The organism is Streptomyces sp. BBFR25 (assembly GCF_044590125.1).
Taxonomy (GTDB): Bacteria; Actinomycetota; Actinomycetes; order Streptomycetales; family Streptomycetaceae; genus Streptomyces; species Streptomyces canus_D.
Genome location: NZ_CP172447.1, coordinates 7,816,168 through 7,838,255 on the forward strand (window position 1 = coordinate 7,816,168; position 22,088 = coordinate 7,838,255).

General features: G+C 73.3%; 24 protein-coding genes and 1 pseudogene. 10 read left to right on the top strand and 15 right to left on the bottom strand.

Features of this window, described 5'->3' with window-relative positions:
* Positions 1-80 precede the first annotated feature (80 nt).
* Positions 81-575 (bottom strand): FBP domain-containing protein, encoded by a 495-nt coding sequence (locus ACGH52_RS34985; protein ID WP_399945294.1) that lies wholly within the window; start codon positions 573-575, stop codon positions 81-83.
* A 191-nt stretch (positions 576-766) separates the two neighbouring features.
* Between ACGH52_RS34985 and ACGH52_RS34990 the strand changes: the two genes are divergently transcribed.
* Complete coding sequence (locus tag ACGH52_RS34990; protein ID WP_059296834.1) at positions 767-2,056, top strand: ROK family transcriptional regulator; 1,290 nt, start codon at positions 767-769, stop codon at positions 2,054-2,056.
* A gap of 111 nt (positions 2,057-2,167) precedes the next feature.
* Positions 2,168-2,485 (top strand): hypothetical protein, encoded by a 318-nt coding sequence (locus ACGH52_RS34995; RefSeq protein WP_059296833.1) that lies wholly within the window; start codon positions 2,168-2,170, stop codon positions 2,483-2,485.
* A 27-nt stretch (positions 2,486-2,512) separates the two neighbouring features.
* Here ACGH52_RS34995 and ACGH52_RS35000 read toward each other — a convergent pair whose 3' ends face one another.
* From ACGH52_RS35000 to ACGH52_RS35015, 4 genes and pseudogenes are all read right to left on the bottom strand, one after another.
* Positions 2,513-3,544: an SDR family oxidoreductase gene (locus tag ACGH52_RS35000; RefSeq protein WP_076972839.1), complete on the bottom strand. Its 1,032-nt coding sequence runs from the start codon at positions 3,542-3,544 to the stop codon at positions 2,513-2,515.
* Positions 3,545-3,856: 312 nt separating this feature from the next.
* Complete coding sequence (locus ACGH52_RS35005) at positions 3,857-5,056, bottom strand: FUSC family protein (protein ID WP_399945299.1); 1,200 nt, start codon at positions 5,054-5,056, stop codon at positions 3,857-3,859.
* Positions 5,057-5,132: 76 nt separating this feature from the next.
* Positions 5,133-5,788, bottom strand: a pseudogene (locus ACGH52_RS35010) (HAD family hydrolase).
* Between the two features lie 66 nt (positions 5,789-5,854).
* The gene (locus tag ACGH52_RS35015; protein WP_059296830.1) at positions 5,855-6,886 is read right to left on the bottom strand and encodes a PHP domain-containing protein; all 1,032 of its coding nucleotides are present in this window, start codon (positions 6,884-6,886) and stop codon (positions 5,855-5,857) included.
* Between the two features lie 158 nt (positions 6,887-7,044).
* Between ACGH52_RS35015 and ACGH52_RS35020 the strand changes: the two genes are divergently transcribed.
* Positions 7,045-7,281 (top strand): hypothetical protein, encoded by a 237-nt coding sequence (locus tag ACGH52_RS35020; RefSeq protein ID WP_059296829.1) that lies wholly within the window; start codon positions 7,045-7,047, stop codon positions 7,279-7,281.
* Between the two features lie 31 nt (positions 7,282-7,312).
* Here ACGH52_RS35020 and ACGH52_RS35025 read toward each other — a convergent pair whose 3' ends face one another.
* The 4 genes from ACGH52_RS35025 to otr(A) all read right to left on the bottom strand — a co-directional run bounded on the left by ACGH52_RS35025 (position 7,313) and on the right by otr(A) (position 12,042).
* Entirely contained in the window at positions 7,313-8,587 is a 1,275-nt protein-coding gene (locus ACGH52_RS35025; protein ID WP_210976934.1) for a glycoside hydrolase family 16 protein, read from the bottom strand.
* Between the two features lie 129 nt (positions 8,588-8,716).
* On the bottom strand, positions 8,717-9,256 hold the full coding sequence (locus ACGH52_RS35030) for a VanZ family protein (RefSeq protein WP_076972836.1): 540 nt from the start codon (positions 9,254-9,256) through the stop codon (positions 8,717-8,719).
* Positions 9,257-9,433: 177 nt separating this feature from the next.
* A complete protein-coding gene (locus ACGH52_RS35035; protein ID WP_399945304.1) occupies positions 9,434-10,117 on the bottom strand; it encodes a DUF4230 domain-containing protein in 684 nt (227 codons plus the stop codon).
* 17 nt (positions 10,118-10,134) lie between these two features.
* Positions 10,135-12,042, bottom strand: a complete 1,908-nt coding sequence (otr(A), locus tag ACGH52_RS35040) for a tetracycline resistance ribosomal protection protein Otr(A) (protein ID WP_399945307.1) — start codon at positions 12,040-12,042, stop codon at positions 10,135-10,137.
* A gap of 209 nt (positions 12,043-12,251) precedes the next feature.
* On the opposite strand from otr(A), the gene ACGH52_RS35045 reads away from it, so the two are divergent.
* The gene (locus ACGH52_RS35045) at positions 12,252-13,205 is read left to right on the top strand and encodes a ribose-phosphate pyrophosphokinase (protein WP_059296824.1); all 954 of its coding nucleotides are present in this window, start codon (positions 12,252-12,254) and stop codon (positions 13,203-13,205) included.
* Here ACGH52_RS35045 and ACGH52_RS35050 read toward each other — a convergent pair.
* Together ACGH52_RS35050 and ACGH52_RS35055 are read right to left on the bottom strand one after the other, a co-directional pair.
* Positions 13,171-13,557 (bottom strand): anti-sigma factor antagonist, encoded by a 387-nt coding sequence (locus ACGH52_RS35050; protein WP_059296823.1) that lies wholly within the window; start codon positions 13,555-13,557, stop codon positions 13,171-13,173. The genes ACGH52_RS35045 and ACGH52_RS35050 overlap by 35 nt on opposite strands.
* 172 nt (positions 13,558-13,729) lie before the next feature.
* Complete coding sequence (locus ACGH52_RS35055) at positions 13,730-14,671, bottom strand: NADP-dependent oxidoreductase (RefSeq protein WP_399945311.1); 942 nt, start codon at positions 14,669-14,671, stop codon at positions 13,730-13,732.
* Between the two features lie 208 nt (positions 14,672-14,879).
* On the opposite strand from ACGH52_RS35055, the gene ACGH52_RS35060 reads away from it, so the two are divergent.
* On the top strand, positions 14,880-15,275 hold the full coding sequence (locus ACGH52_RS35060; RefSeq protein ID WP_399945313.1) for a VOC family protein: 396 nt from the start codon (positions 14,880-14,882) through the stop codon (positions 15,273-15,275).
* A gap of 146 nt (positions 15,276-15,421) precedes the next feature.
* Here the strand turns inward: ACGH52_RS35060 and ACGH52_RS35065 are convergent, their stop codons facing one another.
* Complete coding sequence (locus ACGH52_RS35065) at positions 15,422-15,721, bottom strand: DUF4235 domain-containing protein (protein ID WP_121702824.1); 300 nt, start codon at positions 15,719-15,721, stop codon at positions 15,422-15,424.
* Positions 15,722-15,774: 53 nt separating this feature from the next.
* Positions 15,775-16,800: a glutathione S-transferase C-terminal domain-containing protein gene (locus ACGH52_RS35070; protein WP_059296819.1), complete on the bottom strand. Its 1,026-nt coding sequence runs from the start codon at positions 16,798-16,800 to the stop codon at positions 15,775-15,777.
* Positions 16,801-16,987: 187 nt separating this feature from the next.
* Between ACGH52_RS35070 and ACGH52_RS35075 the strand changes: the two genes are divergently transcribed.
* Positions 16,988-17,908, top strand: coding sequence for a cation diffusion facilitator family transporter (locus ACGH52_RS35075; RefSeq protein WP_399946990.1), 921 nt, complete (start codon positions 16,988-16,990; stop codon positions 17,906-17,908).
* A gap of 64 nt (positions 17,909-17,972) precedes the next feature.
* On the opposite strand, the gene ACGH52_RS35080 is transcribed toward ACGH52_RS35075, so the two are convergent.
* Entirely contained in the window at positions 17,973-18,422 is a 450-nt protein-coding gene (locus tag ACGH52_RS35080; RefSeq protein ID WP_121702826.1) for a nitroreductase family deazaflavin-dependent oxidoreductase, read from the bottom strand.
* Positions 18,423-18,837: 415 nt separating this feature from the next.
* Between ACGH52_RS35080 and ACGH52_RS35085 the strand changes: the two genes are divergently transcribed.
* Together ACGH52_RS35085 and ACGH52_RS35090 are read left to right on the top strand one after the other, a co-directional pair.
* Positions 18,838-20,094 carry a cytochrome P450 gene (locus ACGH52_RS35085; RefSeq protein ID WP_076972828.1) on the top strand — a complete coding sequence of 419 codons (1,257 nt, stop codon included), beginning with the start codon at positions 18,838-18,840 and terminating at the stop codon, positions 20,092-20,094.
* 12 nt (positions 20,095-20,106) lie between these two features.
* Complete coding sequence (locus tag ACGH52_RS35090) at positions 20,107-20,331, top strand: ferredoxin (protein ID WP_059296815.1); 225 nt, start codon at positions 20,107-20,109, stop codon at positions 20,329-20,331.
* 40 nt (positions 20,332-20,371) lie between these two features.
* Here the strand turns inward: ACGH52_RS35090 and ACGH52_RS35095 are convergent, their stop codons facing one another.
* Entirely contained in the window at positions 20,372-20,938 is a 567-nt protein-coding gene (locus tag ACGH52_RS35095; RefSeq protein ID WP_399945319.1) for a TetR/AcrR family transcriptional regulator, read from the bottom strand.
* Between the two features lie 95 nt (positions 20,939-21,033).
* Between ACGH52_RS35095 and ACGH52_RS35100 the strand changes: the two genes are divergently transcribed.
* Together ACGH52_RS35100 and ACGH52_RS35105 are read left to right on the top strand one after the other, a co-directional pair.
* Complete coding sequence (locus ACGH52_RS35100; RefSeq protein WP_121702830.1) at positions 21,034-21,471, top strand: nuclear transport factor 2 family protein; 438 nt, start codon at positions 21,034-21,036, stop codon at positions 21,469-21,471.
* Between the two features lie 9 nt (positions 21,472-21,480).
* Positions 21,481-22,044 carry a flavoprotein gene (locus ACGH52_RS35105; protein WP_399945322.1) on the top strand — a complete coding sequence of 188 codons (564 nt, stop codon included), beginning with the start codon at positions 21,481-21,483 and terminating at the stop codon, positions 22,042-22,044.
* Positions 22,045-22,088: the final 44 nt, after the last annotated feature.

Genomic DNA, 22,088 nt, shown 5'->3' on the forward strand with positions numbered 1-22,088 from the left:
CCTCGAACGTGTCCGATCAGGACGGTAGCCGGACGCGGGCCGCCGGACCTCCTCTCACGCGCCGGGCGCCGCCGGACGGGTCAGCCGGTCACCTTGGCGACGAACGCGGACAGATTGCCCAGCGTACGGGCGACCTGTTGGTCCAGGGTGAGGCTCTCTTCGAAGCGGGCGCCGCTCTGCGACACCTTCCTGCCCCGCAGATACAGGGAACAGGTGAGGTCGGTGCACATGTACAGGCCGACCGAGTTGCCCTCGCGGCCCGCCGCGCCCGCCTTGCGCGCCGTCATCAGCGACACACCGCCCCGGGGATGGGTGGTCAGGCACAGCGCGCACATGCTGCGCTGGAAGAAGCCGCTCCTGGCCGGCTGGAAGCGCAGCGCCACACCGGTGAGGCGCCCGTCGAGGTCGGCGACCAGATAGCTGCGGTCGGGCGCCCCGGGGTCCCGCCAGCCGAGGAAGTCGAGATCGTCCCAGGGACGCTCGTCCAGGTCGCGGGGGACGGCCAGGCGCTTGGCCTCGCCCTTCGAGCAGTTGATGAAGGAACCGCGGACGTCCTGCTCGCCGAGTGCTCTCATGGGGAGCCTCCCCTTGATCGAAAGAAACCTAGGCTCTCTAGGTTTGCACCTAGCGTAGATAGCCTAGACGTCGAATCGCCATCGGATTTCGGGGAGGCGAGTTCATAGCATGAATTAAGTGCCAAGGGAAGTCGCGTACGGCCGTGGGGCAGAGGTATCTTGCAGACCGGGCACGGTACGGGAGGAACCACATGGCGGGGCGGAACGGACGCACGGTGCGCGACCTGAGGAGGGCCAACCGTACGGCCGTGCTGCAACGGCTCTACTTCGACGGACCGCTCAGCCGCTTCGAGCTGGGCCCGGCGACCGGACTCAGCTCCGGTTCCGTCAGCAACGTGGTCGCCGACCTGGTCGCCGACGGACTGGTGGAGGAGGCCGGCAGCGTCGACTCCGACGGCGGCCGCCCCCGCACCCTGCTGCGCGTGGCCCCCGCCAGCGGCCACATGATCGGCGTGGACGTCGGCGAGACCCGGGTGCGGGTCGAGCTGTTCGACCTGACGCTCACCGAACTCGCCCGCGCCGAACGCCCGCTGGCCCCGCAGCGCTACGACGTCGACGTCATAGTCGGGCACATCCGCGAGGGCGTCGCCGAGGTGCTGGCCACGGCGGGACTCCCGCCCGAGCGGCTGCTCGGCGCCGGGATCGGCGTCCCCGGCATCGTGGAGCACACCGCCGACCGCGGTGCCGTGGTGCACGGCCAGACCATCGGCTGGGACGCGGTCCCGCTGGAGGCCCTGCTGCGCGCCGGCTCCCCGCTGCCCGACACCGTCCCCTACCTCATCGACAACGGCGCCAAGACCCTGGGCCAGGCCGAGATGTGGTTCGGCGCCGGTCGCGGCGCCCGCAACGCGGTCGTGGTCCTCTTCGGCTCCGGAGTCGGCGCCAGCCTCGTCACCCCCGAGGTCGAGCAGGGCCGGGCGGTCGAATGGGGGCACCTGACCGTCCGGGTCCGGGGCCGCCGCTGCCGGTGCGGAGCGCTCGGCTGCCTGGAGGCGTACGCGGGCGCCGAGTCACTGCTGGCCCGCTGGCGCGAGGAGGACGGCCGGGTGCCGGAGGGCACCGACGAGGAGACCGCCCTCACCGCGATGCTCGCCGCCGCCTACCCGGCCGACGGCGAGGCCGCCGACCCGGTCGCGCTCGCCGTGCTGGAGGAGACCGCCGAATACCTGGGCGCCGGTCTGTCCGACCTGATCAACCTCTTCCAGCCGGAACGCATCCTCATCGGCGGCTGGGCCGGTCTCCAGCTCGGCACCCGCTTCCTGCCCGCCGTACGCCGTCACGCCGTGTCGTACGCGCTGCGGCACCCCGCCAGGAAGGTGACGGTCGACCTCGGGCGGCTCGGCCCGGACGCCGTCACCGTCGGCGCCGCGATCCTGCCCCTGGCCGACTTCTTCGCGCGCGGCGGCAGGCGCCCCGAACCGGCCCCGCAGGACCCGGTCCCCGCCTGGCGCACGGCGCTGGAGGAGCGGGCACCGCACTGAGGTTTCGCCGGGCACCGCGGTGGTACCCGACGTCGCTCCGACGGCCGCCGGACGATCCCGTACGGCCGTCGGGCGACCGGAGGACCTCGAGAGCCGCGAGAAGGAGCTGCCGTGTCCGACCACCGCCACGAAGGACCGGGGGAGAACGGTGCCCCCGTCCCGCGCGACATGCCGGACCAGCAGGCCGGCGACCACGACGACCCGTGGGAGGCCGCCTCGCCCACCCGCGAGCAGCGCGAGCACCAGCAGGGCCTGGACGACGAACGCCCCGAGGACGACGGGGAGACCCCCGGCGACACGGAGACCACGGAGGCCGGGACGGAGCCCGACGTCCCCGACACCGACGAGGCGGGCACGGGCCGCCAGGGCGCACCGCACTCGGGCGCCGTACACCCCGAGCACCCGGTGCCCGACGAGCCCTCCGGCTGACGAGCCACCCGGCCCGCGGGGTGGCGCTCAGCCCACCTTGCGCCCGCGCATCGGCTCCGTGTCCGCCCCCGCGCCCTGCCGCAGGCCCCGCAGGAACTCCTCCAGCACCTCCGTGGCCGTGCGCGTCGGGCGCCAGCCCAGCTCCACCCGTGCCCGGGTGCAGTCCATGAGCGGCAGCCGCAGCACCGCGTCGAACAGATGCGGCGAGGCGGGCAGCAGCCGCAGTCCCCAGGCGGCGGCGATCGCCGAACGGGCCGCGGTGCGGGGCAGCCGGACCGCACGCACCCCCAGCAGCTCGCCCAGCACCTCGGCGTCCACCGGCGGATCGGCCGCGAGATTGAACGCGCCCCGGGCGCCCTCGGAACGCACCGCCAGCCGGTAGGCGTGGGCGGCGTCGTCCGTGTGCAGGGCCTGCACCCGCAGACCGGGGACGTCCGGCAGGAACGGGAGCAGTTCCGGACGCGCCGCCGGACCCGGCAGGAACCGGCCGCCGAAGATCCGGCGCTGCTCACTGGCCGACTCCCGCTTGAAGAGGAAGGCCGGCCGCATCCGCACCACCCGGATCCCGGGGTGGTCGCGTTCGAAGGTGTCCAGCGTCCGTTCCAGATAGGCCTTCTCACGGCAGTACGCGGCGTCCGGCCAGCCGTGCGTCGGCCACGACTCGTCCACCGCGTGGTCCTTCGGCCCCGGCGAGTACGCGCCGACCGACGAGGCGTGCACCAGCGTCGGCACCCCGGCCGCGGCCACCGCCTCGAAGACCCGGATGGAGCCGAGCACGTTCGTGCGCCAGGTCGTCGCCGGGTCGTGCGTCGGCTGGAAGGCCCAGGCCAGATGGACGACGGCGTCGGCCCCGGCGAAGTGACCGGTCAGGTCGGTCCGCTCGGAGGCCAGGTCGACCGCCGCCCACTCCGTCTTCGCGGGCGACCAGCCGGGGATCCGCCGGGCCAGCCCCAGCACGGACCCCACCTCCGGATCCTCGGAGAGAAGCCGCACCACGCTGGTGCCCACGTTGCCCGTGGCCCCCGTGACCACGATCCTGCTGCCCGTCGCGCTGCTCACCCTGTGCTCCTCTCGGCCGTTCGCCGCTGCGGAGAGCACCGGGTACCCGCCGCCCGCGGAAGGGCACGCGCGGAGCGGGCGGACATGGAGAAGCCCCGACCGCGACGGGGGAATCACGGCCGGGGCGGCTCGGGGTGGATACGGATGGCGGTCGCCTCTCGGCGAAAGGCTCCACAGGGCTTCAGCCGAACGATCGTCCCTGTGGGCAATAGGTGAGGCCCGGGGACACTGTCCCATCCGTACCCACGGTCTGTTCAACGGCGAACGACCTGCCGGTGTTCCACCGTCTGTCGCGGTTTGGGGTGATGCGCGTCACTGCTCGGCGGGCTCGTGGGGATCGGGGACGATCTCGGCCCACAGGTTCTCCGCCTGGAGCAGCAGGGTGCCGAGGACCGCGGTCCGCGCGGCGCCCTGTCCGGCGTGCTCCTTGAGACCCTCCTGCAGCCGCTGGTGCAGTTCCTCCATCGTCTCCTCGGTGGCCGCCCCCGGGTCGGCCACGTCCGGCTCGCCCACCAGGCGGCCCGCCTCGGCGAGGCAGGCGTCGCCGATCAGCCGCAGCAGGCGTGCGTACAGGTCGAGGACGGGCCCCTCGGGCGGTACGGGCGTCCGGTTCTCGTCGGCCGCGACGGCCAGGGCCCGGGTCAGCGCGGTGAGGTTCTCGGTGACCCGGCTCCACCGCTGGTCCTCGTCCTCCGGCGGCACGCCCGTGGGCCGGCGGGTCAGCCGGCGCAGCGGGCCCGAGGTCAGGCGCAGACTCTCCCGGCTCCACGACCGGGCGGAGTAGAGCGCGTCCAGCCGCCGCTGCAGCCACGCGGCCTGCCGGGACCAGTCGGCCGCACTCTGCGCGTCCCACTGGGTCTCGCGCAGGTCGGCGGCGACGGTGTGCAGGAGGTCGCCCGACTCCCGGGCCAGCGCCGCGAGGTTCTCCCGTACGTCCCGGAGGTGGACCGGAGGCAGCACCAGCGCGTTGACCGCCACACCGATGACCGCCCCGAGTGCCGCCTGGCCCACCCGATGGCCGACCGCGGCGGCCGACACCGAGGTGCCGGAGGCCAGGACGAACACCGCCGTGGTGGCCGTGTAGATGCCCTGCGGGCCGAACCGGGACCAGTTCGCGGCCAGCATCAGCACCGGCAGGGACAGCACCAGAGCCCCCGTGTTGTCCTCCGTGATCGCCTGTGCCGCCGACGCCACCAGCGCGCCGACGCAGATCGCCGCGAACTGCTGCCCGGCCTGCCGCACCGAGCTGTAGACGGTGGCCTGGACGAGGACGAGCGCCACCCAGGGCGCCATCAGCGCCATCGGATCGTCCAGCCAGACGCCCGCCACGGCCCAGGCGATCAGCGCCGCGCCCGCGGCCTTGAGCGACTGCACGACCAGGTCGCGTTCCCGCCCCGGCCCCCGCCAGGCCGCCCGCGCAGCCCGTCCGACGGAACACGCCTCCCACCACACCGCGGCCAGGGGCCGCCGACCCCGGAGTGCCTCCCGGAGGGTGTGTGTCACAGCGCTCATGCGGTACCGGGTGCCCGCGTGACCGGCGGACTCGTCTCGAAGCGGGCGGGGCGGGTGCGGGGTTCGGTCCGGTGACTCATGCCAGCGGGCTCCCGCCCAGGGAGGCCAGCAGGTCGGCCGGGTCGGCGTAGACCGCCTCCGCGCCCGCCTCCGCCAGGTCGGCGCGGGGCAGACCCCCGCACAGCACGCCCACGCAGCGCACTCCGGCCCGGCTGCCCGCGCGCATGTCCCACACGGTGTCGCCGACGAAGACGGCCCGCTCGGCCGGCACCCCGGCCAGTTCCAGGGCGTGCTCGACCGGTTCCGGCGCCGGTTTGCCCGCGTCCACGTCGTCGGCGCTCGCGGTGGCGGCGATCGCGTCGTCCGCGTCGATCGCCCGCCGCAGCGCGCCCAGCTCCGCCCCGCCCGCCGAGGTGGCCAGCACCACCTTCCAGCCGTCACCGGCCAGCCGGCGCAGCAGCTCCCGGCGCCCGGCAGCGCCGGCAGCCGGTCGAAGTACTGTCCGTACAGTGCCTTGTGGGCGGCGCTCAGCTCCGCGTCCCGGTCCTTGTCCCGGTCCTCTCCGAGCAGCCGCGCGACCAGATCGCCGGAGGCGAGGCCCACGGCCCGGTGGACGGCGTGCATCGGCACCTGGTGGCCCGCCTGCCGGAACGCCTCCCACCAGGTCGTCACGTGCAGGTGATTGGTGTCGACGAGGGTCCCGTCGACGTCGAACACGGCCGCCCGTTGCATGCACTGTCCCTTCCGTGGTGCGTCATACGTGATCCGTGGAGGATGGATCAACGGGCGGGTACCACGTCAGCGGCCCGCCACTCCGGACGGTGTACGGCCCTCCCGCGTCCAGGCCAGCAGCTCGTCCAGGGACCAGGTGGTGACCACGCGCTCCGGGGGCACCCCGCACTCCTCTGCCCGCGCGCACCCGTGGATCTGCCAGTCCAGCTGACCGGGCGCGTGCGCGTCGGTGTCGACGGAGAACAGCACGCCGGCCGCCACCGCCCGGCGCAGCAGCCGCCGCGGCGGGTCGAGCCGCTCCGGCCGGCTGTTGATCTCCACGGCCGTGCCGGACTCGGCGCAGGCGGCGAAGACCTCGTCCGCGTCGAACTCCGACTCCGGCCGCCCCCGCCCGGTCAGCAGCCGCCCGGTGCAGTGCCCGAGCACGTCGGCGTGCGGATCGCGGACGGCGGTCACCATCCGGCGGGTCATCGAGCGGGCGTCCATCCGCAGCTTGGAGTGCACGGACACGACGACGACGTCGAGCCGCTCCAGCAGCTCCGGCTCCTGGTCGAGCGAGCCGTCGTCGAGGATGTCGCACTCGATGCCGGTCAGCAGCCGGAACGGCGCCCAGGCCGCGTTCAGCTCCGCCACCACGTCCAACTGCTCGCGCAGCCGTGCGGGGGAGAGGCCACGGGCCACCGTCAGCCGCGGCGAGTGGTCGGTCAGGGCCGCCCACTCGTGCCCCAGCGCCGCCGCGGTCCGGCCCATCTCCTCGATCGGGCTGCCGCCGTCCGACCAGTCCGAGTGCAGGTGGCAGTCGCCGCGCAACCGCTCCCGCAGGTGTTCACCACCCCGGGCGAGGGGGGTGTCCGCCTCGTCCTCCAGCTTCGCGAGATAACCGGGCACCTGCCCGTCCAGCGCCTCGCGCGCCACCTGCGCCGTCTTGGGCCCGACCCCCTTGAGCGACTCCAGCGACCCCGCCCGCTCGCGCAGCTCCGCGGCCGACAGCCCACCGAGGACCCCGGCCGCGGTGCGGAAGGCACGGACGCGATACGTCGGCGCCTGGGCCCGCTCCAGGAGGAACGCGATCCGCTCCAGCGCCTCGACGGGGTCCATCGCCACCTCCTGGTCCGACCTCGACCGGCCCCACCGGCCTCGGCCGGCATGTCCAGGGTTCCCCAGAGCACCGGGACCCGCACCACGAGCCGGGCGGCGGTGCCGTGCCCGACCGGGACAGGTCCCCGATACCACGGATTGCGGCCTACCCTCGATGCATGACCGAGATCGACAGCCCGCACATCGGCAGTCCGCGCATCCTGGTGCTCGGGGTCCACCCGGGCCCGCCCCCGTTCCGGATCGTAGAAATCGACGGCCAGGTGGTCGGTGAGGCCAGGGCCGTCACCGACGTACTGGAGGCCGCCGCCGCCTTCGGCATCACCGTCCACGACCTCGACGACCCGGCGGTCGTGCGCTGGGTGGGCGGGGACAAGTTCACCTGGACCACGCACTAGGACGCGCCCCGGGCCGCCCCCGCCCGGTGCCTCAGCCGACCGTCCACTTCTGGTTGGCGCCGCCCGTGCAGGTCCAGATCTGCAGCCGGGTGCCGTTGGCCGCGTTGTTGCCGGTGACGTCGAGGCACTTGTCGGCCTGGGGATTGACGATGTCGCGCGCGGCGGTGACGACCCATCGCTGGGCGGCGCTGCCGTTGCAGTCCCACAGCTGGACGACCGTGCCGTCCGCCGTGCCGCCGGCGTTGACGTCCAGACACTTGCCGAGCGCCCGGATCGTGCCGTCGGAGCCCACCGACCACTGCTGGGCCGCCGTGCCGTTGCAGTCGTAGAGCTGTACCGGCGTGCCGTTGGCGGTGTTCGCCGCGGCGACGTCCACGCACTTGCCGGCCAGGCCCCGGATCGCGCCACCGGCCGGTGAGTCGCCCGTCGTCACCGAGACGTGGTCGACGACGAGCGTCTGCGGGAAGACCGTGGAGCCGTCCGGGTCACCCGGCCAGTAGCCGCCGACCGCCAGGTTCAGGATCAGGAAGTACGGCCTGTTGAACACCCACTGCTTCCCGCCCAGGTCGGCCGGGGTGCGCCGCTGGTAGACGGTGCCGTCCACCGACCAGGTGATCGAGTCGGGCGCCCAGTCGACGGCGAAGGTGTGGAAGGCGTCCGCGAAGGCCTGCCCGCCCGGCAGGGTGTAGCCGGCGCCGATGCCGCCCGCACCGGAGTAGCCGGGACCGTGGAGGGTGCCGTGCACGGTGGAGGGCTCGAAGCCGACGTTCTCCATGATGTCGATCTCACCGGAGTCCGGCCAGTTCACCGGCGTGCCCAGCATCCAGAACGCGGGCCACATGCCCTGCCCGCGCGGCACCTTCATCCGGGCCTCGACGTGGCCGTACTGCGCGGTGAACTTCCCGGAGGTGTTGAGCCGGGCGGAGGTGTACTGGCAGGTGCCGTACCAGCACTGGTAGTTGGCCGGGTTCTCCTTGCGGGCGGTGATGACCAGGTGGCCCTGGCCGTCCAGGGCGGCGTTCTTGTTGCCGGAGGTGTAGTACTGCCGCTCGTGGTTGTTGACGTTGTCGCCGGTCTCGATCTGCCACTTCGAGGAGTCGACGGCCGCACCGGCGGGACCGTCGAAGGTGTCGGAGAAGGCCACGGCGGCGGCCGCGGAGGACGAGGCGTCGACGGCCCCGTGGGCCCCGGCGGCCCGGGAGGTTGCCGGGTCCGCCTGGGCGGGGCCGGTCACGAGGGACGCGGCCAGCCCGGCGGACAGGGCGGCGGCGAGGAGACATCTGCGGAGCAGGCGTGGGCGGGCCACGGCTCTCCCTTCCGTACGGCGCCTTGCGCGAAGGCACCGACCGAGGTGGGGGTTGGAGGTGTCGCCTCTTTATTCAAGTAGTGAGATAAGGGCCGGTCAATACCTTGGTACGGACCGGACGGCCCGGTCTCAGGTGCGTCCCCCGCGCGCGTGCACCGTGCGGCTCATCCGCCGGCCGAGAAACAGGTAACCGATCAGCGCTCCACCGGTGTTGAGGATGACGTCGTCGACGTCGAAGGCCCGCCCGGTGACCAGGGCGCCCTGGGCGGACTCCACCAGCAGCATCACGAAGGCCGTCAGGAGCAGCATGCGCAGCACTCCGCGCGTGCGCGGGGCGACGACCGGGACCAGGACGCCGAACGGCACGCCGAGCAGGATGTTCCCGCCGATCTGCTTGACGGCGTCGCGCAGGGCGGGCTGGTCCAGATAGGCCCTCAGGGAGCGGCCGGGATGCAGGTTGGTGTGCGTCAGGGCCTCGGACGCGGGGGAGGGCTGCAGGGTCAGCCGCGCCAGCACCACCGCGAACGCCACCATGAAGACGAACGCGCACGCCGTCGCCAGCAGCCGCAGCGGCCAGGCGAGCGTGTGCCGTTCGCGACGGTCGCCCTCTGATGCCTTGGCGGCGCGGGGGCGCGGCCAAGAGCGCGGTCGTGAGGCGGCTCTAGCCATGTCGGTGTCCTCCAGTCGTCAACGTCCCCGCGTGGTAGGGCGGTTACCCGCCGATCCGCCGAGGATGCCCGGCGAACCGCGCGATCTCCGCGCCCGACCGGCCGCGCACGACACGATCGCCCGCGCCCACCCGGGATTCCTCGCCGGGTGGGCGCGGGCGGCGTCCACGGCCGGGTCTCAGGTCCCGTACGTCACCCGTACCTCCTCGAAGCCGAGGGAGGTCAGCAGCCCCCGGAGCATGGCGGTGGTGTTGCTCTCCGCCCGCGCCTTCAGCTCGCTGTCCTTCGCCGCGTCGCCGATGTGCCGGGCCGCGAGCTTCTGCACGGCCTGCTCGCCGTTCGGGTTGTCCGAGAACAGGTCGCCGAGCCGGTCGAGCAGCCCGCGCTGCTTGGAGACCGCGTAGGAACGGTCGGGGTCGAGCGCCGGCTCGCCCAGCGCCGCGTGCGGCAGCCGCAGCGTGGCCGAGGTCCGCTCGCCGTTGACCGTCACGTCGTCCTCGCCCACCTTGCCGAGGTCGACGAAGGCGTCGACGGTGCCCGCCCCGACGTACAGGGTGCGGGTGCCGCGGACCGCGTCGGGCAGGAACTTGGCGTCCTTCTCCAGGTCCACGACGACCTGGAAGTTGCCGGACGCGGCGTCGTAACGGCTGATGTCCTGGACGGACTTCAGCAGCGCCGGACCCGAACGGTCCTGGGTCTCGGAGCCGAACAGGTCCTTCAGCCCCGGTACGACACTCAGGCGCAGCCCGGCGAACAGCACGACGAGCACCAGCACCAGCGCGGTCAGCGCCTTGGACCAGCCGGGCATGCGCCGCGCGGGCCTCTCGACGGGACTCGTGGGCTTCTTGACGGGAGTCGTCATGGCGACGGCCCTCCTTCCTACTCACCCTGATGCCCGCCAACTCCCTTGCCAGGCCCACCGTTTCCGTGCTTCAGCGGGCGGTCCGCGGCGGGGCGCGACGACCACACCGCCTCCCCGCGCGTCAGCCCCGGCAGCCGCAGCTCGGCCTCCCGCACCCGCCGGGCGGGCAGCTCGCCGGTGACGATCCAGGCCGGGTCGCCGCCCGTCGTGCCGGTGAAGTCCGCGCCCAGCGACGCCAGCAGGGCCGTCACGGCGGCCAGCGTGTCCGCCGGGACCTCCGCCTCGAAGGCCTGGTACGGCTCGTACAGCACGGTGCCCGCCCGGGCGAGCGCACGGCGCAGCACGATCGCCGTCAGTCCCCGGAAGTCGGCGGCCGTGCTGACCGGCGAGCTGAAGCCGGAGCGGATCAGCGTGACCCGGTAGTCGGTGACCGCCGCGCCGGTGAGTCCGGTGAGCAGCGTGGCGTGCACGGTCTCCTCGACGGCCTGGTGGAAGGCGCGGGGCAGCGCGCCGAGTTCCGTCTCGTAGGCGAACTCCCCGCCCGAGCCGCGCGGACCCGGTTCGACGCGCAGGCCGATCGTCGCCCAGTAGCGGGTGTGGTCGAGCCACGGCATCTCCTCCGCCGCCTCACCGGTACCGGTCGGACGCTCCAGGAACCGGACGCGGCCCGGCGCGAACTCCGCCTCGATCCCGTAGTCCTCGGCCAGCGTCGCCGCGAGCACCTCCATCTGGACCTCGCCGTACAGGAGCAGGGCGGTGGCGCCGGACGCCGCCGGGCGGGCGTGCAGGAGCGGGTCCTGGTCGGCCAGCGCCAGCAGGGCGGCGCGCAGCGGGCCCGCCTGCTCCGGGTCCACCGCACGGACCAGGGTCTGCAGGGTCGGCGGCGCGAACTGCGGTGCCCGCTCGGACAGTTCGCCGAGCCGGTCGCCGACGCGCAGGCCCCCGGGGACGGCGAGCGCGGCGATGTTCCCGGCGGTGAGCGTGGTGTCCCCGCCGACCACGTCGAGGCGGGTCACCCGGCCGGAGAACTCGGTGGTCCGACCGTCGGACTCGCGCCGCAGGAAGGTGAGCCGCCGGCGCGGGCGCACCTCCCCGTCGTACAGCCGGAGGTAGGCCGTGCGCTCACCGGCGGGTCCGGGGCGCACCGCGAAGACCGTGCCGCGCGGTTCCGCGCCGCGGGACGGGCCCGGCGCGGCGGCCGGGACCAGGCCGACCAGGCCCTCGACCAGCTCCGCGACGCCCTCGCCGCCGAGCGCGGAGCCGTGGTACAGCGGGTGGAACGTGCCTTCGGCGGTACGGGTGGCGAGGGCGGCGGCCAGGTCCCGCGCGGTCGGCTCGGGACCGTCGACCAGGGCGGCCAGGATGCCGGGGTCGACCTCGGCGAGGGCCTCCGCGGTCCGTTCGTCGGGCGCGCGGCGGGCGACCCGGGCGTGCGGGGTACCGGCGCCCGTCACCTCGGTCAGCGGCGCGACGTGCGGAGTCAGCAGGCGCCGGACGTCGTCGAGCAGGCCGTCGGTGCGCGCGCCGGACCGGTCGATCTTGTTGACGAACACCAGGGTGGGCAGCCGCAGCCGCCGCAGGGTGCGCATGAGGACGCGGGTCCGCGCCTGTACGCCCTCGACGGCGGACAGCAGCAGCACCGCGCCGTCGAGCACCTCCAGGGCGCGCTCGACCTCCGCGACGAAGTCGGAGTGTCCCGGGGTGTCGATCAGGTTGACCCGCGTGTCGCCGACGGTGAAGGCGGCGACGGCGGAGCGGATGGTGATGCCGCGGCGGCGCTCGATGCCGCCGTCGTCGGTACGGGTGTCACCGGCGTCGACGCTGCCGAGCCGGTCGATGGTGCCGTGGTCGAACAGGAGCCGTTCGGTGAGGCTGGTCTTACCGGCGTCGACGTGGGCCAGGATGCCGATGTTCAGGGTGCGCATGCGTGGAGGAGTCCTCGGGAACCGTGGGCCGGAAGGGGCGCTGGGTGATTCCGAGGAGTCGGCGCATGCGAGGGATTCCTGACGTGGGGAGGCTTGAGGTCCTGGTGAAGGTGGACGGCGCCATCATCACCCGGGGCCCCGGGAGCGGCGCAACAGGATTTCCGTAAGCTGGGGACTTAGGCCGGACAGGATCATCCGAGGAGCGGTCCGTGCGAGACATCGCCGTGTTCAGCGGTAGTGCCCATCCCGACCTGGCCGAGGAGGTCTGTGCCCAGTTGGGCGTGCCGCTCAGCCCCACCCGGGTCAGCCGGTTCGCCAACGACTGCCTCGAGGTGCAGCTCATGGCCAACTGCCGCGAGCGGGACGTGTTCCTCGTCCAGCCGCTGGTCAAGCCGGTCCAGGAGCACCTCGTCGAGCTGCTCCTGATGTGCGACGCCGCCCGCGGGGCGTCGGCCGGCCGCATCACCGTGGTCATGCCGCACTACTCCTACGCCCGCTCCGACAAGAAGGACGCCCCGCGCATCTCGCTGGGCGGGCGCCTGGTGGCCGACCTGCTGGTGGCGGCGGGGGCGAGCCGGGTCCTCGCCATGACCCTGCACTCGCCCCAGGTGCACGGCTTCTTCTCGGTCCCGGTCGACCACCTGCACGCGCTGCGGGAGCTGGCCGCGCACTTCCGGCAGTACGACCTCTCCCGGGCGACCGTCGTCTCGCCGGACCTGGGCAACGCCAAGGAGGCCGCGGCGTTCGCCCGGATGCTCGGCGCGCAGGTGGCGGCCGGGGCGAAGCAGCGGTACGCGGACGACCGGGTCAGCATCAGCGCGGTGATCGGGGAGGTCGCGGGGCGCGACGTCATCGTGCTGGACGACGAGATCGCCAAGGGCAGCACGGTGCTGGAACTCCTCGACCGGCTCCGGGAGTCGGGTCCGCGCACCATCCGCCTGGCCTGTACGCACGGGCTGTTCGCGGCCGGGGCGCTCGGCCGGCTCAGCGAACAGCCGGACGTGCTGGAGATCGTGTGCACCAACACGGTGCCGGTGCCGGTGGACGACCACACGGACAAGCTGCGGATCCTGTCCATCGCCCCGGCGCTCGCCGAGGCGGTGCGCCGCATCCACAACGGCGAGTCGGTCAGTGCCCTGTTCGACGCCCGGCCGGCCGGCTGACGCCGAGGGCCTCGTCCAGGGTCGGCCACGGCGGCAGCAGTCGCGCCAGGCCGGTGATCCGCAGCATGCGCAGGGTCAGCGGGTGGGCGCACACCAGGTGCACCTGCCCGCCCCGGTCGAGCACCTGGCTGCGGGCCCGGTACAGCAGCCGCAGCCCGGAGCAGTCGAAGAACTCGATGCCGCCGAGGTCCAGGACGACCCGGGCACCGGGACGTACCGTCTCCCGGTCCAGGTGCGGGGCGATCTCCGCCGCCGAGGCGATGTCGATCTCGCCCCGGAACTCCAGCACCGTGTGTCCCCGGTGGTGGCGCACGCGGAGGTGCCGGGTGGGCGACGCGGATTCCTGCCGCACGAACCTTGCCTCCAGCCTGTTGCGGCCGTTCCGGCCTGCTTCCGGGGGCTCAACTACCCAGTCCGCTCGGAAAGTTACCCCGATCGAGCGAATTTGAGCATGTTCATTTGACATATGTCATCGAAATCTCACCGCAGCGCCGACGGTCCGCCCATCAGCAGGGGCCGGACGGTCAGTCGACCACGAGGACGAGCTTGCCCGTGGTGCGGCCGGTTTCGCCCCGCGCGTGCGCCCGTGCCGCCTCGGCCAGCGGGAACGTCTCGGCGATCGTCGCCCGCAGCTTCCCCGACTCGACCAGGCGGGCGATCTCCTCCATGCCGGCCCGGTCGGCGTCGACCAGCATCCGCACCGCCCGCACGCCCAGCCGGTCGGCCTCCTCGAAGAACTCGTCCGAACCGACCGGCAGGATCGACACCACGACCCCGCCCGGGCGCAGCACGCGCAGGGACCGCAGGGACGTGTCGCCGCCGATCGTGTCCAGGACGACATCGACGTCCTTCACCGCCTCGGCGAAGTCCGTCTCCCGGTAGTCCACGGTCTCGTCCGCCCCGAGCGAGCGCAGGAACTCGTGCTTGCCCGCGCTGGCGGTACCGATCACATGGGCGCCGCGGGCCTTGGCGATCTGCACCGCCGCATGGCCCACACCGCCGGCCGCCGCGTGGATCAGCACCCGCTGCCCCGGCTGCACGTCCGCGCGCTCCACCAGGGCCTGCCACGCCGTCAGCGAGACCAGCGGCAGGGCGCCCGCCTGGACGTGGTCGATCCCCGACGGCTTGTGGGTGAAGGTGCGCGCGGGGGCGGTGACGTACTCCGCGTGCGAACCGTGGCCGAAGGGGTAGGACAGCATGCCGAAGACCTCGTCCCCGGGCCGGAAGGCGGCGACGCCGATGCCCACCGACTCCACCACGCCCGACACGTCCCAGCCCAGGACGAAGGGCGGCTCGCCGAGGAAGCCGCCGTTCGCCCGGTGCTTCCAGTCGGTCGGGTTGACCCCGGCGGCACGCACCCGTACCAGCACCTCGTTGGGGCGCGGCTCGGGGCGCTCGGCCCGGACTTCCTTCAGGACCTCGGGACCGCCGAGGACGTCCTGGCTGACGGCGCGCATGGTGTTCATCGAGACCTCGCAACTCGGGGAAGGGGACGGGCGGCACGGTCTGCAACCTCCGACGTGATCGTGCCATTCCCGCAGCCGACAGGCAGCGCGGCGAACTCGGGCGGGCCGGCCGGCGGCCGCCCGCCGACTGATTCGGCCGGGCCGGGATATGCGCAAGGTACAGGGCACGGGGCACGACGCCCCGGGCCCGGAATCCTTCGGAGGAGACATGGCACTGGTCAACGCGGGCGTCGTGGTGCTCGACTGCGCCGAACCCGAGCGGCTCGCCGAGTTCTACAAGGGCCTGCTGGGCGCCGAGGAGAGCGACGTGAGCGCCAACCGCATCGAGATCAAGGCTCCAGACGGCTTCCGCATGGCCTTGCGGCGGGACGTGAACGCCACCCCGCCGAGCTGGCCGCGCCCGGAGAACTCCCTCCAGGTCCACCTGGAGTTCGTGGTGGCGGACCTGGACGGGGCCGAGCGGGCGATCGTGGGGCTCGGCGGACGCCCGGTGGAGGCGAAGGACCCGGCCGGCCCGCACGAGGAGCGCGGCTTCTCCGACCCGGCCGGGCACTCCTTCACTCTCCGCCTCGCCCTCGCACCGACCGCCCCCAAGCAGGGCTAGATCCTGCCGTTCGGATCGTGCCGGGGGTCGCGGGGGGTCCGGCGCGCCCCCTCATCGCGTTCCCGCCCTCGCCCGCCTCCGCCGCGCACCCGACACGACACCCCTGGGGCCAGTCCGCCGGACGGGCCCCAGGGGTGTCGTGCGTGTCAGTCGCGGCCGCCCTTCTCGGCGACCGGCCAGCTGCCGGTCGAGCGCTGGATGGCCTTGGCGCCCGTGCGGTCCACGGCGCTGCGCACCGCGGCGAAGATGGCGCCCTGGATCGCCGCGGCCAGCAGGATCTCGCCCCAGCCGCGGTCCGGGTCCAGGGCGTCGGGCGCGTCGTCCTCGTCGCGGATGACCTTCCAGGTCTTCTGGAACGCCATCCCGGCCAGCGTGCCGCCCAGCCAGCCGAGCGCGAACCCGACGGGCTTGTAGGCGAGGGGGAGCTTCTTCTTTTTCTTCGCCATGGGAATCTCCTTGCCTGATGTGGGCTGATTGGTCGTATGCGTACCGGTGCGGGTCAGGGCCTGCCCCGCACCGGTACCTCCTCGTCGGCCCGGACCGGGCCCGGCGCGGTGCCCTCGCCGAACGGACGCCCGCCCAGCTCCTGCCGGTGGTGGGGGGTGAGCCAGCCGGCCAGGTCCGGGCCCATGGGCACGATGCCGGTCGGGTTGATACCGGTGTGCACCTGGTAGTAGTGGCGCTTGATGTGGTCGAAGTCGACGGTGTCCCCGAATCCGGGCGTCTGGAAGAGATCGCGGACGTACCCCCACAGCACCGGGTTCTCCGTCAGCTTCCAGCGGTTGCACTTGAAGTGGCCGTGGTAGACGGCGTCGAAGCGGACCAGCGTGGTGAACAGCCGGATGTCCGCCTCCGTGATCGTGTCACCGACCAGGTAGCGCTGCCGCTCCAGCCGGGGCGTCAGCTGCTCCAGGCGCCGGAACACCCCCGCGCACGCGGCCTCGTACTCCTCCTGGCCGGTGGCGAAGCCCGCCCGGTACACGCCGTTGTTGACGTCCTCGTAGACCCCGGCCATCACCTCGTCGATCTCGTCGCGCAGGGCCCGCGGATACAGGTCGGGCGCGCCCGGCCGGTGCAGGGAACTCCACTCGGTCGCGAGGTCGAGGGTGATCTGCTGGTAGTCGTTGGTGACGAGCGCGCCGCTGGGCACGTCCACGACCGCGGGCACGCTCACCCCGCCCGGATAGCCGGTCTCCCGCCGGTCGTAGGCCTCGCTGAGGTAGCGGATGCCGAGGACCGGGTCGCGGCCGTCCGGGTCCAGCGTGAAACGCCAGCTGCGGTCGTCCTGGACCGGGTCGGCGACCGCCAGGGACAGGGCGTCCTCCAGGCCGAGCAGCCGCCGTGAGACCAGGGCACGGCTCGCCCAGGGGCAGGCGCGGCTCACCACCAGCCGGTAGCGGCCCGCCTCCACCGGCCAGCCGTCCCGGCCGTCCGCGGTGATCCGGTCCGCGAAGTGGCTCCGGGACCGCTTGAACGCCTTCCTCCCGTAGCCGCTGTTCCCGGGCGTCCCGTCGTCACCGCTCATGGCCCCGCCTTCCGCTGTCCGTGTGTCCGTCCCTGTGTAGGCGTTCCCCGTTTTCGCCCGTCGGCACTGGTGGCCACCCGCAAGGCGGGGTGTGAGCGCGGCCGGCCGGGGCAGGCGGGGCTTCGTGAGTGGGACAGCAGGGGAAGAGAATCAGGGCCGGAAGGCCGACCGCAGGACACGCGTCACCGTGCTCGTGGCCCTGGCAGCCAATCTGGTGATCGCCGCCGCGAAGGCGGTCGGCGGGTTCGTCGCGGGTTCGCCCGCGCTGCTGTCGGAGGCGGCACACTCGGTCGCGGACAGCCTGAACGAGATCTTCCTCCTCGCCGCCCTGCGCCGCAGTCGGCGCCCCGCGGACCGCAAGCACCCCTTCGGCTACGGGAAGGAACGGTTCTTCTGGTCGCTCCTCGCAGCCGTCGGCATCTTCGTCATGGGCGGCTGCTTCTCGTTCTTCCAGGGCGTCGAGGCCCTGCGCACCGGCGCCGACGAGGAACTGGGCGGCTACGTGGCCGGACTGATCGTGCTCGGTATCGCCCTGCTCGCGGAGGGCGGCTCCCTGCTGCGGGCCCTGCACCAGGTGCGGGGTCAGGGAGGGCTCGCCGACGGACTGCGGGACCCGGCGCTGCGCACGGTCGTCGCCGAGGACGGCACCGCGGTGCTCGGCGTCTGCCTCGCCATGACCGGCATGGTGCTGCACATGGTCACCGGACAGGTGGTGTGGGAGGCCTGCGCCTCGCTCGCCATCGGCACCCTGCTCGTCTACGTGGCCTACCGGCTGGGCCGCGAGGCCCGCGACCAGCTGATCGGCGAGGCCGCCGACCCGGAGGCCAGCGGCCGGATCAGGGCGCTGCTGTGCGCCCAGCCGGAGATCGACAGCGTCGAGGCGCTGTTCACCATGAAGACCGGCCTGGACTCGACCCTGGTGGCGGCCCGCGTCGACCTGGTGCCGGGCCTGGACAGCGAACGGGTGGAGGAGGTCGCCGTGCGCATCAAGAGGTCGATCTCGCGCACCGTCCCCGAGGCGGGACAGGTCTTCCTCGACGTCACCGACCGGCTCGCGCGGGAGACGGCGGAAAGCCCCGCCGCGACGGGGGAACGCGGCGGGGCCTGAACGGCATGTTCCCGGCACCCGCCGGTCCATGCGCGCCGGTCCGGGAAAGTCCGGCGCGCCCGGCTCAGCCCGCGTCGGACGGTTCCAGCACGAAGACGGGGATCTCCCGGTCGGTCTTCTCCTGGTAGTCCGCGTACGGCGGGAACGCCGCGACCGCGCGCTCCCACCACTCGGCCTTCTCCGCGCCGGTGACCTCGCGGGCCGTCATGTCCTGCTTCACCGGGCCGTCCTGGAGCTCCACCCGGGGATCGGCTTTCACGTTGAAGTACCAGACCGGGTGCTTGGGCGCCCCGCCGAGGGAGGCGACCGCGGCGTACCGGCCCTCGTGCTCGACGCGCATCAGCGGCGTCTTGCGCAGCTTGCCGCTCCGCGCGCCCCGGGTGGTCAGCACGATCACCGGCCGACCGGTGTCCATCAGGGTCGTGCCCTCGGTGCCGCCCGAGCTCTCGTACAGCTCGACCTGTTCGCGCACCCACTGCGTCGGGCTGGGTTCGTACTCGCCGTCAAGAGGCATGTGCATCCGTCCGTGTCGTCGTGTCGTCGTGTCGTCGTGTCGTCGTGTCGTCGTGTCGTCGTGTCGTCAGGCCGGCCGGACCGATGGGTACCCTCGACCGGCGCGTGACCATCCTTACCGCATCCTGCCCCTCGTACCCCAGGGTTGCGCGGACAACCGGACGGAGCGGGTCCGGCCGCCGGTCGCCACCCCCTGCCGCTCGGCCAGTTCCGGGGCACGGCCGGGGCCGCCGGTGGTCGCGATCGCGCCACTCCCGGAGCCGACCCAACCCGCGCGGGACGACTCCGCCGTCCCCGACCGGTGGTCCCCGGCCAGTCTGCCGCCGCCACCGGTATGGCCGAACTTGTCGTCCCCTCAAAGATGCCTGAGGCATCTAATGACGATCACGACGCACTCTTCGTCTGCGAGGTCTTCCATGACGGACACCGACACGACGACGAACACCGGCACGACGACGAACACCGGCACGACGCGGGACAAGGGCGCGGCGCCCCCCGTCGCCTTCCCGCAGGACCGGACCTGTCCCTACCAGCCGCCCGCCGGCTACGACCCGTTGCGCGCCGCCCGGCCGCTGACCCGGATCACCCTCTTCGACGGCCGCCCGGCCTGGCTGGTGACCGGGCACACCGCCGCCCGCAGGCTGCTGGCCGACCAGCGCCTGTCGACCGACCGCACCCGCGACGGCTTCCCCGCCACCTCGGCGCGCCTGGCCGCCGTACGCGGGCGCAGGACCGCACTGCTAGGAGTGGACGACCCCGAGCACCGCGCCCAGCGCAAGCTGGTGCTCCCGGAGTTCACCCTCAAACGCGCCGCCGCGCTGCGCCCGCGCATCCGGCGGATCGTCGACGAACGGCTCGACGCGATGATCGCGCAGGGCCCGCCCGCCGACCTGGTGACGGCCTTCGCGCTGCCCGTGCCGTCGATGGTGATCTGCGCACTGCTCGGGGTCCCCTACGCCGACCACGACTTCTTCGAGGAACAGTCCCGCCGGCTGCTGCGCGGCCCCCTGCCCGCCGACACCCAGGATGCCCGCGGCCGACTGGAGGCGTACCTGGGGGAGTTGATCGATCGCAAGCGGCGGGAACCCGGCGACGGCCTGCTGGACGACCTGGTCGCGCGACAGCTCGCCGACGGCGCGATCGACCGCGACCAACTGATCGCCTTCGCGGTGATCCTGCTGGTCGCCGGCCACGAGACCACCGCCAACATGATCTCGCTCGGTACCTACACCCTCCTGACCAACCCGCGCCGGCTGGCCGAACTGCGCGCGGACCCCGCGCTGCTGCCGGACGCCGTGGAGGAGCTGCTGCGCGTCCTGTCGATCGCCGACGGGCTGCTGCGGATGGCCACCGAGGACATCGACGTGGACGGGCAGACCATCCGGGCCGGTGACGGAGTCGTCTTCTCGACCTCCGTCATCAACCGCGACGAGAGCGTCTACCCCGACCCGGACGCCCTCGACTGGCACCGCCCGGCCCGCCACCACGTCGCCTTCGGCTTCGGCATCCACCAGTGCCTCGGCCAGAACCTGGCCCGCGCCGAACTGGAGATCGCCCTGCACGCGCTCTTCGACCGGCTGCCCACGCTGCGCCTGGCCGCCCCGGCCGACGAGATCCCCTTCAAACCCGGCGACACGATCCAGGGGATGCTGGAACTCCCCGTGGCCTGGTAGGAGGCTCCGGACATGCGTATCGGCATCGACAAGGACACCTGTATCGGCGCGGGCCAGTGCGCCCTGACCGCCCCCGACGTCTTCACCCAGGACGACGACGGCTACAGCACACTGCGCCCCGGCCGGGAGGACGGCGGCGGCAGCGCGCTGGTACGGGAGGCGGCCCGCGCCTGCCCCGTGGGCGCGATCACCGCCGAGGAGACGGAGGGCGCCGGCACCCTTCCGGACGCCCGCTGACAGTCGCGCGTACCCCTCCTCGCCACCGCCGGGGCGCAACCTAGGGTCGTTCCGCCCCGGCCGCACCCAGCAGCACCCGTGCCGCCTCCCGTGCCTGGCGAGCGGGCTCGGCACCGCCCGTGACACCCGCCGTCACCATGGCGCCCTCCGCCAGCAGAAAGAGCTGCCCGCCCAGCGAGGCGGGCAGCCCCGCTCCGGCCACCAGGCCGTCGAGGTACGCGCGGAACGCCGCCTTGTGGGTCCGCACCCGCTCCGCCACCGGGGGCGAGGCGGGACCCAGTTCGCCGTAGGCGTTGATCCAGGCGCAGCCGCGGAAGCCGGGCTCGGTGAACCACACGCCGAGCCAGTCGAACACGGCCAGGACGCGCGCGCCGGGCGCCTCGCGCCGGTCGACGTACTCGGACAGCCGTCCCCGCCAGCGCTGGTCGCGCCGGTCCAGCCAGGCCACGACCAACTGCTCCTTGGCCGGGAAGAGCTGGTACAGGCGTTTGAGCGAGACGCCGGAGGCACCGCGGACCTCGTCCATGCCGACGGCCCGCACCCCGCGTGCGTAGAAGAGCCCCTCCGCCGCGTCCAGTGCCCGCTCCCGGGCGGCCTCGCTGTCCATGGGACCTCTTCCTTGACTGGAGAACCGGCGTTCTCCTACGGTAGCAGCCCGATAGAGAACGCTCGTTCTCCGCTGTAGCGCACGGAGGTTCAGCCATGACGACGACCGACCGGCCGCCCCTGCCGCCGTTCACCCGGGAGACCGCCGAGCGCAAGGTGCGGGCCGCGGAGGACGCGTGGAACACCCGTGACCCGCAGCGGGTCTCCCTCGCCTACTCGCAGGACTCGGTCTGGCGCAACCGCGACGTCTTCCTCACCGGCCGCCCCGCCATCGTCGAGTTCCTGACCGCCAAGTGGGCGCGCGAGCGGGAGTACGCGCTGCGCAAGGACCTGTGGGCCTTCGACGGCAACCGCATCGCCGTCCGCTTCCAGTACGAGTCCCGCGACACCGAGGGCCAGTGGTGGCGCTCCTACGGCAACGAGCTGTGGGAGTTCGACGGGCACGGCCTGATGACCCGGCGCGAGGCGAGCATCAACGACGTGCGCATCGAGGAGCGGGACCGGCGCATCCACGGCCCGAGGCCCGCCCAGTAGGGTTCCGGGGTGAGCGAACAGGCCGGAAGCGGAAGCGACGGGGCCGCGAGGCCCTTCCTCTACGTGGTCGTCTGCGCCGCGGGCGTGGCCGAAGGCGTCGGCGGGCTGATCGACGCGGCGCGGACACGCGGCTGGGAGGTCGGGGTCATCGCGACACCGGTCGCCATGGGCGGCTTCTTCGACGCGGCCGCCGTCGAGGAGCGGACCGGCCGCCCGGTCCGCTCGGCCTGGCGCGCACCGGGCGATCCGCGGCCCTTCCCGGCGCCGGACGCCGTCGTGGTCGCGCCCGCCACCTTCAACACGCTCAACAAGTGGGCCGCGGGCCTGGCCGACACCCTCGCCGTGGCCACCCTGTGCGAGGCGTGCGGCCTCGGCGTCCCGGTCGCCGTCCTGCCGTGCGTGGCCGACGCGCTGGCCGCCCACCCCGCGTACCGGGAGAGCCTGGCCCGGCTGCGCGGGATGGGCGTGCGCTTCGGCGACCCGTACGCCGGGAACCCCGGGGGCGCCGAGGAGGACGGCGGCCGCCCGGAGTTCGGCTGGGAGCGAGCCCTGGACCTGCTCGAAGGGCGCTGACCCGGCCGGAGCCCGAGCCCGCGCGAAGACGTACGCTCGCCCGG

Coding starts and splice junctions, on each gene's coding strand:
- ACGH52_RS34985 (WP_399945294.1), bottom strand. CDS start 575: ATGAGAGCACTCGGCGAGCAGGACGTCCGCGGTTCCTTCATCAACTGC.
- ACGH52_RS34990 (WP_059296834.1), top strand. CDS start 767: ATGGCGGGGCGGAACGGACGCACGGTGCGCGACCTGAGGAGGGCCAAC.
- ACGH52_RS35005 (WP_399945299.1), bottom strand. CDS start 5,056: ATGAGCGCTGTGACACACACCCTCCGGGAGGCACTCCGGGGTCGGCGG.
- ACGH52_RS35015 (WP_059296830.1), bottom strand. CDS start 6,886: ATGGACCCCGTCGAGGCGCTGGAGCGGATCGCGTTCCTCCTGGAGCGG.
- ACGH52_RS35020 (WP_059296829.1), top strand. CDS start 7,045: ATGACCGAGATCGACAGCCCGCACATCGGCAGTCCGCGCATCCTGGTG.
- ACGH52_RS35030 (WP_076972836.1), bottom strand. CDS start 9,256: ATGGCTAGAGCCGCCTCACGACCGCGCTCTTGGCCGCGCCCCCGCGCC.
- ACGH52_RS35035 (WP_399945304.1), bottom strand. CDS start 10,117: ATGACGACTCCCGTCAAGAAGCCCACGAGTCCCGTCGAGAGGCCCGCG.
- ACGH52_RS35055 (WP_399945311.1), bottom strand. CDS start 14,671: ATGAACACCATGCGCGCCGTCAGCCAGGACGTCCTCGGCGGTCCCGAG.
- ACGH52_RS35060 (WP_399945313.1), top strand. CDS start 14,880: ATGGCACTGGTCAACGCGGGCGTCGTGGTGCTCGACTGCGCCGAACCC.
- ACGH52_RS35065 (WP_121702824.1), bottom strand. CDS start 15,721: ATGGCGAAGAAAAAGAAGAAGCTCCCCCTCGCCTACAAGCCCGTCGGG.
- ACGH52_RS35070 (WP_059296819.1), bottom strand. CDS start 16,800: ATGAGCGGTGACGACGGGACGCCCGGGAACAGCGGCTACGGGAGGAAG.
- ACGH52_RS35080 (WP_121702826.1), bottom strand. CDS start 18,422: ATGCCTCTTGACGGCGAGTACGAACCCAGCCCGACGCAGTGGGTGCGC.
- ACGH52_RS35085 (WP_076972828.1), top strand. CDS start 18,838: ATGACGGACACCGACACGACGACGAACACCGGCACGACGACGAACACC.
- ACGH52_RS35090 (WP_059296815.1), top strand. CDS start 20,107: ATGCGTATCGGCATCGACAAGGACACCTGTATCGGCGCGGGCCAGTGC.
- ACGH52_RS35095 (WP_399945319.1), bottom strand. CDS start 20,938: ATGGACAGCGAGGCCGCCCGGGAGCGGGCACTGGACGCGGCGGAGGGG.
- ACGH52_RS35100 (WP_121702830.1), top strand. CDS start 21,034: ATGACGACGACCGACCGGCCGCCCCTGCCGCCGTTCACCCGGGAGACC.